Raw genomic sequence first — 12820 nt, 5'->3', positions numbered from 1 at the left:
AATTTTCTATCCTTCACTTCAATTGTTTCAGAGCATAGCGTTTTTGAAAAAATAATATTCCGGTAATCCCCAGTACTACCATCACTACGCCAATAATTTCAGCCTGTGTGGCATTAATCCCCATAAAATGGTATTGTACATTCACGCGAATCAGTTCAACTAAAAACCGCTCTATCCCATTAAGGAGCAGGTAAATGCTGAAAATCATTCCCGGAACCCGGATCTTTTTCCGGATGCTCCAGAGAAAAAAGAAAATTAATAACGCAGCCGTGGTTTCATACAATGGAGTAGGATAAACTGGGTGGGCTAATTGATAACAAAATTTTCCGACACAATCAGGAATTGCTATTCCTTCCTGAATTACGTTGTGGGGATAATTATATGCCCATGCCCAATGCGGAAAAAAAAACCACGACGGTTTCGGATTAAAATTAACAATGCCCCAATCGCCATCGCCTGCAAGCTGGCAGCCTATTCTGCCAATACCATAAGCCAGAATTAATCCAGGGGCAGCCGCATCTGCTAAATGCAACACAGAAATTTTATTTTTTCGGGCAAAATACAGAACGGCAATTGCGCCAAATATAAGCCCTCCATAAAATGTTAACCCGCTAAACGACAAAAGAGAAGTTATCGGATCTGCTATAAACGAATCAATATGTTCGAGGTTATCAAAAATTTTGGCACCCAATAATCCTGAAACTGCAGCAACGATTGTAATGTCACCCACTAATTGATGAGGATAAATTTCTATTTGTCTTTTTTCCGGTTGGGGTAATCTTTGCTTCTCTTTTTCGCGGTATTTGAGGTACAGTAAAATAATACCCAATGCTGCTCCACCTAAAAGATTTCCACGTGTAGAAAGTAAAAAACTCTGGGGATCACCTACAAAAGATTTATAGTCAAGTACAATTGCCACTAATTTATATCCCACAATAAAGCCTCCCAATGCATTCAATATTAAATCTAAAATTGTTGCAGGGGCTCCTTCAATTACATTTTTTTTGACAGGAAAAAGTAGTCCCGCTTTTTCTTTTCTTTTTAATTCCATTGCAAGCGTCCAGGCCGCGAAAAAAAAAGAAACTGCCATCATAAAACCAAAGCTTTGAATGGGCAAGGGTATGTAAATGCCAAACAAATCTTTGATGAGGTCGGAAATGGTAGGATACATTAATTTAAATAGCTAACAAATTGAATGTAAAATCTATAAATAAACTTTTATAATTGAATCTCTCATCTGCAATTGTTTTTGCAGAATCTATCTGGGTTTATTAAGACAGAATAAATTCGTAATTGGTAATTGATTTCGAAATTAATCTTCCTCTTAAAGAATTGGCTGATTCGTTTTCTAATGTTACAGCCTCAATGCTGCCAACAATACCGGGATAACCTTCAGCCGTAACCCGTATGTAGTTATCCGTATAACCTGATGCTGTATAATGATTTTCTCCTCCTTCAAATAAAACTTTTCTGGTCGTGCCTATGTGCTGTCTATAAAATGCCTGTTTTTTTTCTTCAGAAAGGATCCTAAGCATTTTATTCCTTTGGTTTCGGATTGATTTGGGTACTACCTTTTCCATAGCAGCTCCTTCCGTATGGTCTCTTTCCGAATATGTGAATACGTGCAAATAATTTATATCAAGGTCCACGAGAAGCTGATATGTTTCTTCAAAATTTTTCTCTAATTCACCTGGAAAACCAACAATAACATCGGCTCCAACACAGGAATGCGGCATTAAGTATTTTATCTTTTCAATTCGGTCTTTATACAATCCCGTTAAATACCTGCGTTTCATTTGTTTTAAGATTTCATCGGACCCAGACTGAAGAGGAATATGAAAATGGGGCATGATGCGCGTTGACCTTGCAACAAATTCAATTATTTCATCCTTCAGCAGGTTAGGTTCAATTGAAGAAATGCGGAACCGTGAAATTGCTTCTACATTTTCCAGTTTCTGCAAGAGTTCATAGAACGTTTCTTCATGGTGGCGACTAACTGCATCGTGGATTCCAAAATCCCCTAGGTTCACGCCGCTTAAAACAATTTCCTTCACTCCGGATTGTGCAATCATTTGAGATTGCTCCGTTACATGTGCTATAGTGTCACTACGGCTTTTTCCACGGGCTAATGGGATGGTGCAGTAAGTGCAATTGTAATTGCAACCATCCTGAACTTTTAGGAATGCCCTGGTGCGCTCTCCGAATGAATAGCTGCTTTCAAATAAGTTTACTTCATCAATGTCACAAGAGTAAACAGCTGCTTTACTATTTATTATCTTTTCTTCAGGTAGCTTTCTAAGGTATTCCCCGATATTAAACTTTTCTCTGGCGCCTAATACCAGGTCTACACCGGGTATCTCTGCTATTTCCAAAGGTTTTAATTGGGCATAGCATCCTAATATGACTATTTGGGCCCGGGGCGAATATCTTAATGCTTTACGCACTACAGCCCTGCATTCTTTATCCGCATTTTCTGTCACGGAACATGTATTGATAATATAAATATCTGCTTTGCCTTCAAAATCTACCTTTTCAAAACCGTCTGCACAAATCAATCGTGAGATAGCCGATGTTTCTGCAAAATTTAATTTACATCCCAGGGTATGAAAAGCGATCTTTTTGTGCACAGACATTCGCGCAAAAGTAGACAAAAGCAAATGCTTTAAGTTCTTACAGGTTAGCAACCTTTCATGACATTGAAAGTCTGCCCATGATGTCTAATAATGTTTTTGAATTTAATTATTCATAAAAATGACTTACCTATTATTTAGTTCCTCATCTCACATTCTATTGTTTATTTTGTCTCAAATTAAAGTGCATGTTGAGAATTGGTGTGCTTGGTACCGGCCACCTCGGTAAAATTCATTTAAAGCTGATCCGGGAGATAAAAGATTTTGAGCTGGTAGGTTTTTTCGATCCAAACGATGAGAATGCCATGCAGGCTGTACGTGAGTTTGGTACTAGACGATTTGACAACATAGATGAATTAATTGATGAAGCAGATTGCATTGATATTGTAACTAACACTGTGTCCCATTATGACTGTGCTGTAAAAGCAATAAAAAAATCAAAGCATATTTTTATTGAGAAGCCTCTAACAAACACCCTTGAAGAAGCGCGCAATCTCGTAAAGCTTGCAGAAGAGGCCCGTATAAAAGCACAGGTAGGTCATGTAGAAAGATTTAATCCTGCATTTCTTGCAATTAAGCCTTATTTTTTAAAGCCCATGTTTATAGAAACACATCGGCTTGCACAATTTAATCCAAGAGGTACAGATGTACCTGTTGTCCTTGACTTAATGATTCATGACATAGACATAACGCTGAATGTAGTTAAATCATCAGTAAAAAAAGTTAGTGCAAGCGGAGTTTCAGTGGTTTCCTCTACTCCGGATATTGCCAATGCACGACTTGAATTCGACAATGGGTGTGTGGCTAATATTACAGCCAGCAGAATTTCACTTAAGCAAATGCGCAAAACAAGAATGTTTCAAAAAGATGGATACATCAGCATTGATTTTCTTGATAAGAAAGCGGAAATAATCAGGCTTTCCGATAAGAGAGATAATAGTAATCCCTTCGCTATTGAATTAAATACCGGCAATAACGAAACCAGGGTAATTAACTTTGAACGTCCGGAAATCAAGCCGATTAACTCCATTAAGATGGAGCTGGAACTTTTTTATTCTTCAATTCAGCAGGATAAAGAAACTGCTGTAACATTATCAGACGGTTATAATGCTATGAAAATTGCCTATGAGATAATTGATAAAATAGATCGTGTGAACTCCTTTAGCTGATTGTCACAGTTTTGAAATAATCCTACATTTCTTAACTGACAGTAAAAATTTCTTTCCATATAATAATATTGCAACCTCATAACCGTTTTCTATTATATAAAAAAAACTAAAGCATATCGGTTTGATATCTATAAATAAAATATGTTCTGTTACAGGCTTTATTTTAATACTCTCATCTGCATCTTGTGCCCTTATAAATCCTGCCGAAGTAATACCTGCATACCTCCAGGTTGATACAGTAAATTTTAATGCAGGCCCCGGGCAGGGGTCGTCTTCGCAAAGAATAACCGATGTTTGGGTCGATGCCAATTACACCTCTGAAGGGGTTTATGAAATTCCCAAAACATTTCCACTCTTAAACAACGGAAATACTTCAATAATTATAAACGCAGGTATTTGGGATAACGGCATTTCCGAAACAAGGGCTATTTATCCTTTCTACTATCCTGATACCATGTCTGTAAGTCTTAATCCTGGTAAAATTTACTCAATAACTCCGCAATTTACTTATAGCCCGGGCACTAAATTTCCCTTAATAGAAGATTTTGAAGCAGGCAATGTTTTTGATAAGATCTCTGGTGATACCAATATGATCCGGACTAATGACTTATTAAATAAACTTGAAGGGAATTATTCAGGATATATTTTTCTCAATAAAGATCACTCCATTTATGAAGGGAGGACTACAGCAGGTTATATACTTCCTAAGGATAAGCCTGTGTACTTAGAAATGAATTACAAATGCAACCAGATGTTTCAGATAGGTCTTTACGGAAGTGCTTCTTTAGGAACCACTTTTTTATATAAATGGAATATTAATCCCAGAAGTGAATGGAATAAAATTTATTTGAATATGGGTAATGATATTGCAAACCTGAGTTCAGACAGTTACCAGATTTTAATACGGGCTGTTTATGATTCTTCTTCAACCGAATCGCGGATTTATCTCGACAACATTAAGTTGGTAAATTTTTAACCCGATGCAACAAACGAAATACATAAAAGAAAGTATTTGTTTGTATGCGGTAATGGATTACCTCACCGCATTATTTTCATGGGCAATCTTTTTCACACTCCGAAAAGTCTTTATTGAGCACTTTACTTATGAGCAATTTTCATTATTTATGAATGATCGCAAATTCGTACAAGGGCTGTTAATTATACCTTTTAGTTGGCTTCTGCTCTATTATCTCACTGGGACTTATACTAATATTTATCTAAAATCGCGGGTAAATGAGCTTACCCAAACCCTTTATGTTACAGTTATGGGGGTAGTAATCCTGTTTTTTGCGGTATTAATAGATGACCGGATTTTTAACTACCGTGATTATTATGAATCTATTGGTATCCTGCTTTCCGTACATTTTTTTTTGACTATGTCAGGAAGGCTTTTAGTGCTTAACCGCAGTAAATACCAGATGGATAAGGGCATGGTTTACTTCCCAACTTTATTTATTGGTGGAAATAAGAGAGCTATTGAAGTACATAAAGAACTAAACGGAAAAAGTAAAGCACAGGGATACCAGTTTATTGGCTTTATTGAAACAAATGGTCACGGCAATGGCAATGGTAGCGTTCACATTAATGGAAATGGTAACGGTAACGGGCTCAGCACGTATTTGCCAAAGATGGGCGTAATGGCAGATCTGGAACCTGTTATCCGTAATCACGAGGTAAGGCAGGTGGTTGTGGCTATTGAATCTTCTGAACATCATCAGCTTCGCGAAATATTAAATCAGCTTGCGGACAGGAATGTGATCATTAAGATTGTCCCTGATATGTACGATATTCTGGCAGGTTCGGTAAGAATGAACCATTTATTGGGTGCTTCTTTTATCGAAATATACCCACAGCTGATGTCGAAGTGGCAATATATCGTTAAGCGTATTTCAGACATCATTGTTTCGGCGCTTGTGCTTATTATTTTCCTGCCATTGTATCTCTTTGTTGCATTAAAAGTGCGGTTCTCTTCCAAAGGTCCCATAATCTATTCTCAGGAACGAATAGGCATTCATGGGAAGCCTTTCCGTATTTATAAATTCCGAAGCATGTATGTAAATGCGGAGACTAATGGACCTTTACTTTCTTCTCATGAAGATCCCCGGATAACCTCATGGGGAAAAATAATGCGGAAATGGCGGCTTGATGAATTACCGCAGTTCTTTAATGTATTAAAGGGTGAAATGAGTATGGTGGGTCCACGCCCTGAAAGGAAATATTATATAGATCAAATTCTGCAGCAGACCACAGACTATAAACACCTGCATCGCGTGCAACCTGGTATCACTTCACTAGGTATGGTGAAATTCGGATATGCCGAAAATGTGCAACAGATGATCTCCCGAATGAAATACGACCTGCTTTATATTGAAAATATGTCTTTAATATTAGACCTTAAGATCCTGCTGTATACATTCAGGACGATCTTACAAGGCAGGGGGAAATAAGCCAGCTATGAATGTTAATGTTTTAACAGCTGGCAGATTAAGAATAACCGGCATTGGGCTGCTGGCGGTAATTATTTATTTTCCTCTTTTTCTTCACCTTACTTCTTATCCTATCAGGCTTTGGGATGAGTCCCGTTTGGCAGTGAATGCTGCTGAGATGGCAAAATCAGGTAACTGGATTGTAACCACTTACGATGGTGCGCCTGACATGTGGAATACCAAACCTCCACTCATGATTTGGATGCAGGTTATATGCATCCATCTTTTCGGTTTAAATGAACTGGCTATCAGATTTCCAGCAGCAATATGCGGTGTGTTGACATGTGCTATGTTATTTTTATTTGCTGACAGATATGTGCACAGTTATAGTCTCGGCTTTATTGCAACGGTAGTTCTGGTCTCATCTGCAGGATACATTATGCCTCACGTAGAAAGAACAGGAGATTATGATGCTATGCTGGTATTTTTAACTACATTTTACCTATTGTGCTTTTTTATTTTAATTGAATCTGAACAACAACAAAAAAATTTTCTACTGTTTTTTTTTATTGGTATAACACTCGCCCTCCTGTGTAAGGGAATAGCCGGTTTACTATTTCTGCCTTCTTTAATAATATATGCTTTTGCAAGACGCAAAGTTTTTTCAATCCTGAGAAATAGATCGTTTTATATAGGAATATCTCTATTTTTTCTAATAGGAGGAGGATATTATCTTATCCGTGAAATAATAAACCCAGGATATTTTAAAGCTGTTTTGGAAAATGAAGCAGGTGGAAGATACCTTCATACTATTGAAGATCACAAATTTCCGTTTTGGTTCTATATTAATCAAATAATAGATAGTCATTATAGCGCCTGGTATTTACTGATACCCTGCGGAATTGTAATTGGCCTCTTCTACAAGCAAAAGATGATCAGGAGACTGTCAGCGTTCCTTGTTTTGTGTGTTCTGCAGTATATTTTAATAATTTCCTCGGCACAAACCAAACTTAAATGGTACGATGCACCAATATATCCTTTGTTAGCTTTAATAACAGGGATTTTTTTGAATTGGATATATGAAGTGACTTCCCAAAATATTTCTTTTTCTAACCATCTTAAATATCCCGTTGGGGGTTTAATCCTTATGTTCTTTATTTTGATACTTCCGTATAGCCATATTATAGATCAAGTTTATTCATTTAAAAATTATTCATATGAGCAAATAGAATATGAAATACCTATCTATTTACAAAATGCAATCAGAAATCAGAAGAATTTAAATAATGTAAAAATCATCTGTCCTGATTATCCTGCCAACATATTGTTTTATATTGATATGCTGAAAGAGAACCATCAGGCGGCCTCCTTTGCCAGAGAAGAGGATATAAAGCAAGGGGATACTGTAATGGTGGCTGCTGATAATATTGTAAATAATCTTCAGGCAAAATACAATGTATCAATAATTGACGCTATGAATCAAGTAAAGGTTTTTCGCATTATTTCATCAAAACAATAATTCTAAATCCATACCTGTTAAAATTAACAGAACTGAGCTTATTTATGCCACATGTATAAATATGATCAGGCTAAAACTTAAACTGGAATGATGTACACTTACCATTTTTAAATTACCTTAATTTATAGCAGCGGTATAAAACCTATTCAGCATTGCTTACCATGCAAAATATATGATAGTGTCTATTCTAGTACCATGTTATAATGAACAGGAAGTTTTAGAAGAAACAATCTATCGGTTACTTGCAGTTGCACGGGAAATCGATTTAGATTATGAAATAATATTTATTGATGATGGAAGTACTGATGCCACTCTTTCAATAATCGAGCACTCTTGTGCAACCAATAAAAAAATTAAATGTATTTCACTAAGCAGAAATTTTGGTCACCAGCCTGCTATATCAGCTGGCATAAACCACGCTTCCGGTGATGTAGCAATTATAATAGATGCTGACCTGCAAGATCCTCCTGAGTTGATTCCTGATATGATAAAAATGTGGCAACTCGAAAATTGTAATGTGGTATATGCTGTGCGAAGAAGAAGGGATAAAGAATCTGCGTTTAAGAAATTAACTGCAAGGTGGTATTATCGAATATTAAGTAATCTTTCTGATGTATCGATTCCAAAAGACACCGGCGATTTTCGGCTGATTGACCGTAAAGTGATAGATACTTTTTTAAAATTGCCGGAAAAACAAAAGTATATAAGAGGCCTGATAGCCTGGGTAGGTTTTATACAAAAGCCGATTTTTTATGAACGCAAAGAGCGATTTGCCGGGATCACAAAATTTTCGGTAAATAATATGTTGCGCTTCGCGCGTGTTGGCCTCGTATATTTCACTAAAAAGCCACTAAGACTTGCTACCAATCTGGGGTTGTTCTGTTTTATTGTAAGCATCGGACTCGTGGTGTATGTTCTTATTTCCAAATTCTATTTCCCTGAAACTACTGTTAGGGGATGGTCTTCAATTATAATAGCTATAATATTTTTTGGAGGTGTTCAATTATTAAGTATTGGATTAATGGGTGAATATATTGCCAGTATATTCGATGAAATAAAATCCAGGCCGGAGTATATTATGGATCGTAAAATAAATTTTGATCATGAAAAGTTAGGCGCTAAAGATCAACCGTGAAAATGGAAGGCTAGTTCATATTTTTTTCAAGGATATCCCCACATAACTTCTAATCAAATACAAAGCGTTGCATTTTTTCTAAACATCCAGTCTTGCATATTTTGCATGGGATTCTATAAACGCCCTGCGTGGAGGTACATCATCACCCATTAGCATCGAAAAAATATGATCAGCTTCCGCAGCACTTTCTATGGTAACGAGCCAAAGCGTTCTCGTTTCAGGATTCATAGTTGTTTCCCATAGCTGCTCTGCATTCATCTCTCCGAGACCCTTATATCGCTGAATGCCTACACTATCATCTTTTCCTCCACCGAGCTGCTTTACAGCAGCTTTACGATCTTCTTCATCCCAGCAATAGATCTGCTCTTTTCCTTTTTTTACCAGGTATAATGGGGGTGCTGCAATGTATATCTTACCTGTTTCAATTAACTCTTTCATATACCGGAAAAAGAAAGTAAGAATCAGGGTGGTAATATGGCTTCCATCTACATCCGCATCGGTCATTATAATTATTTTGTGATACCGGAGCTTTTCTACATTCAGCGCTTTATCATCTTCTGCTGTTCCAATGCTTACTCCCATGGCAGTAAACATATTTTTTATTTCTTCATTGTCGTATATTTTATGTTCCATTGCTTTTTCTACATTCAGAATTTTCCCCCTTAAAGGAAGTATAGCCTGGAACTTTCGGTCACGGCCCTGTTTTGCTGTTCCTCCTGCTGAATCACCTTCCACCAGGTATAGTTCACAAGCCTCCGGGTCATTATCAGAACAGTCTGCCAGCTTTCCCGGCAAGCCGGATCCTGTGAGGCCATTTTTGCGCTGAACCATTTCTCTTGCCTTGCGGGCAGCATTTCTTGCAGTAGCGCTCAATACTACTTTACTGATCAATATCTTTGATTCCCGTGGATGCTCTTCCAGGTAATTGGATAATGCTTCCCCTAAGGTGGTATCTACTACGCCCACTACTTCAGAATTACCCAGCTTCGATTTGGTTTGTCCTTCAAACTGCGGTTCCGGCACTTTTACAGAGATCACAGCGGTAAGGCCTTCCCGCAGATCATCGCCGGTAATATCAAAATCTATTTTCGAAAACAGGTTATTTTTTTCACCATATGCTTTAAATACACGGGTGATGGCCCTTCTGAATCCTGCAACGTGAGTGCCTCCCTCCAGGGTATTGATGTTATTTACATAGGAGTGCACATTTTCATTATATGCGGTATTATATTGAATGGCAATTTCCACAATTACATTGTCGCGGCTTCCTTCAATATAAATAGGTTCAGCAATTAAAGGTTCGCGGGTATTATCAAGATATTGTACAAATTCCTTTAAGCCACCCTGGGATAGAAATATTTCCGAAATGAAATTTCCTTTTTCATCCTTTTCCCGGTAATCGGTAAGAGCAAGCTTGATTCCCCGGTTTAAAAAGGATAATTCTTTTAGTCTTGCCGCAATAGTATCGTACTTGTATTCCGTTACCTTAAATATCGTTGGATCAGGAATAAAAGTAACCTCTGTGCCGGTACGGTCCGTTGTGCCGATGGTTTTAACGGAATAACGGGGTTTACCGCGGTCGTACTCCTGCTGATATATTTTCCCCTCCCGATAGACAGTTGCCTTTAGTGTAGTGGACAAGGCATTTACGCACGAAACTCCTACACCATGCAACCCTCCCGAAACCTTGTAAGTATCCTTATTGAATTTCCCACCCGCGTGAAGTACTGTCATTACTACTTCTAACGCAGACCTGCCTTCTTTTTTATGTATTTCTGTCGGAATACCTCTTCCATCATCTATAACCGTAATTGAATTGTCTTCATTAATAAAGACATCAATGTTTTTCGCATATCCGACAAGTGCCTCATCAATCGAGTTATCAACTACTTCATAAACCAGGTGGTGTAATCCCCGCAAACTAACATCCCCGATATACATTGCAGGCCTTTTTCTCACAGCCTCCAGGCCTTCAAGAACCTGGATATTATCTGCAGTATAATCTGATTTCTTCCTTGGAATTTTAACTTCTTCTGTAATCATCTCCGGATAAGATTTTTAATTAAAAAATCAAGACATAAAGATACGTCTTCGGAAGCTGGAAATGTAGTAAAATCAACTATTTCAGCCGTTATTTATAAACAAAACTTATGTTGAAAATCATTTGTTTTCGCCTTTTAAATAATTGGCATTGAAGCGGTACTTCCGGTCGGAGTTTTTCAATTAATTTCACATCTTATTTTGTAACACAGAAATGAAGCAATTATTGATTTTCTCAGGCATTTTACTCATCTTTTCCAATGCTTTTGCCCAAAAGTCATTACCATCTCCGCCTGTATTGCCACGCAACCCCGATGACAATAAAGTTTACTATAAGGAAATAAGCCAGACCGATGGTGTGGAGCGGGCGGAACTGATGAAAAGGGCAATGAATTGGGTCCACCATTATTATAAAAACCCTACAGGAATCATTAACCTTTCAGACTCCATTAATGGTGTAATTATTTTAAAACCTCAGTTTGTAACCTATAGAGTTAAGGATGACATTAAAGTACAGGCCTCTATGATAAGGTATACTTTAACATTGGGATTTAAAGATGGAGGAAAGTACCGATACGAAATAAAAGATATAAATCTGAAAGCAGATAGCTATTTCCCACTAGAAAAGCTATTTGATGAAAACGATCCTAATGTTGCCGATCACTACAATACTTTGAGTGAAGCCGATAGAACTTTCCAGGAACTGATAAAAGGTTTGAAAAAGGGAATGGATATGCCCAGCGAGAAGATTAAAAAAGATGAATGGTAACCCGGCAACCATTGCCGGGACTGAATAAATATAAATTAGCTATGGTTATAATTGAGGAAGCAAAATGCAACAGTAATGGCCACAATAAGAAGCAGGAAACAACCTATTACAAACCACAATTTTCTCATTTTAAAGTTTTTTAGAATTGCAAAGGTAAAAATGAAAATGGTAATGGAGTTTTTTGGATATGCTGATTAAAGAAGTGATTATCAAATTCCATTTAATAATAACTATGCTGTAGCACCAGCTAACTATGCAATTGCCGGTTAAGATATTGTTCCGAATAGCAGTTTGCCTTCATATCGGTATTTTATTTTATGGGTGTGAAGACTATGTACCGGGATTGTCAATGACAAAAATTGATAACAATTTCTATCTTTTTCCTGGTGATGGAGGTAACAGTGCTGTTCTTTTATCGGATTCAATTGTTTTTATAATTGATACAAAAGTGAAAGATGGATCTGAAAAATTGCACACCTGGGTAGAGAAAAAAGCAAAAGGGAAAAAGGAAATTGTTGTGAATACCCACTTTCACCGCGATCATACCGGAGGGAACCATTTATATCCGGATGCCCGAATTATTGCAGGAAATTACGGCGATAGCTTATGGCTTCAATTTAATTCCGCTGAGGATAAACCTAATGAATGGATTGCCGCTTCTAAAGAACTGACAATAGGGGATGAAGATGTATTAATTCAAAATGTCGGGGAAGCCCATACTTTTGATGATGTTGTTGTTTACCTTAAGAAACGCAAAGTTTTGTTTACCGGCGATGTGGTTCTCAATCGCTACCATCCCTATTTACAGCGGGAAGCTGGTGCAAGCATAAATAAATATATGTCTGCCTGCGACTGGATGATCAGCAATTTCGAGATAAACCTGGTGGTACCAGGCCATGGAGAAACGGGCGGAGATGACCTTATTGATAATTTCAGGCAATATTTTATAGATATGAAAGAAGCTGCCAACAATGCTAATTCAATGGTAACCATGGAAAGCAAGTATGGAGATTATAAAAGTGTACCTGTAAATAAAGCCGGTTTTGATGAAACAATTCAATTTATCAGGGAGGATGAAAGCGGCAATATAATTTTACCTTCTGATACGCTCTCCAGGTAACGCTTTTCTGAC

The 12820-nt window shown here is 37.4% G+C and carries 10 protein-coding genes; 7 read left to right on the top strand and 3 right to left on the bottom strand.

What is annotated here, in order from left to right; all coding sequences use genetic code 11:
- Positions 1-13: 13 nt before the first annotated feature.
- Together H0W62_09345 and mtaB are read right to left on the bottom strand one after the other, a co-directional pair.
- The gene (locus H0W62_09345) at positions 14-1171 is read right to left on the bottom strand and encodes a prolipoprotein diacylglyceryl transferase (protein ID MBA3648740.1); all 1158 of its coding nucleotides are present in this window, start codon (positions 1169-1171) and stop codon (positions 14-16) included.
- 100 nt (positions 1172-1271) lie between these two features.
- Entirely contained in the window at positions 1272-2633 is a 1362-nt protein-coding gene (gene mtaB, locus H0W62_09340; protein MBA3648739.1) for a tRNA (N(6)-L-threonylcarbamoyladenosine(37)-C(2))-methylthiotransferase MtaB, read from the bottom strand.
- A gap of 185 nt (positions 2634-2818) precedes the next feature.
- Between mtaB and H0W62_09335 the strand changes: the two genes are divergently transcribed.
- From H0W62_09335 to H0W62_09315, 5 genes are all read left to right on the top strand, one after another.
- A complete protein-coding gene (locus H0W62_09335; GenBank protein MBA3648738.1) occupies positions 2819-3799 on the top strand; it encodes a Gfo/Idh/MocA family oxidoreductase in 981 nt (326 codons plus the stop codon).
- A gap of 121 nt (positions 3800-3920) precedes the next feature.
- Positions 3921-4775 (top strand): hypothetical protein, encoded by an 855-nt coding sequence (locus tag H0W62_09330; GenBank protein ID MBA3648737.1) that lies wholly within the window; start codon positions 3921-3923, stop codon positions 4773-4775.
- Between the two features lie 4 nt (positions 4776-4779).
- Positions 4780-6246 (top strand): sugar transferase, encoded by a 1467-nt coding sequence (locus H0W62_09325; GenBank protein MBA3648736.1) that lies wholly within the window; start codon positions 4780-4782, stop codon positions 6244-6246.
- 7 nt (positions 6247-6253) lie between these two features.
- On the top strand, positions 6254-7744 hold the full coding sequence (locus H0W62_09320; GenBank protein ID MBA3648735.1) for a glycosyltransferase family 39 protein: 1491 nt from the start codon (positions 6254-6256) through the stop codon (positions 7742-7744).
- Between the two features lie 172 nt (positions 7745-7916).
- On the top strand, positions 7917-8879 hold the full coding sequence (locus tag H0W62_09315) for a glycosyltransferase family 2 protein (GenBank protein MBA3648734.1): 963 nt from the start codon (positions 7917-7919) through the stop codon (positions 8877-8879).
- 78 nt (positions 8880-8957) lie between these two features.
- On the opposite strand, the gene gyrB is transcribed toward H0W62_09315, so the two are convergent.
- Positions 8958-10922: a DNA topoisomerase (ATP-hydrolyzing) subunit B gene (gyrB, locus tag H0W62_09310; protein MBA3648733.1), complete on the bottom strand. Its 1965-nt coding sequence runs from the start codon at positions 10920-10922 to the stop codon at positions 8958-8960.
- Positions 10923-11133: 211 nt separating this feature from the next.
- Between gyrB and H0W62_09305 the strand changes: the two genes are divergently transcribed.
- Both H0W62_09305 and H0W62_09300 read left to right on the top strand, forming a co-directional pair.
- Positions 11134-11688: a DUF4468 domain-containing protein gene (locus tag H0W62_09305; protein ID MBA3648732.1), complete on the top strand. Its 555-nt coding sequence runs from the start codon at positions 11134-11136 to the stop codon at positions 11686-11688.
- Between the two features lie 253 nt (positions 11689-11941).
- Entirely contained in the window at positions 11942-12808 is an 867-nt protein-coding gene (locus H0W62_09300; GenBank protein ID MBA3648731.1) for an MBL fold metallo-hydrolase, read from the top strand.
- Positions 12809-12820 lie beyond the last annotated feature (12 nt).

The sequence above is a fragment of the Chitinophagales bacterium genome (genome assembly GCA_013816805.1).
Taxonomy (GTDB): Bacteria; Bacteroidota; Bacteroidia; order Chitinophagales; family UBA10324; genus MGR-bin340.
The sequence above is the reverse complement of the archived record's forward strand: the minus strand, read 5'-3'. Positions and strand labels throughout refer to the sequence as shown.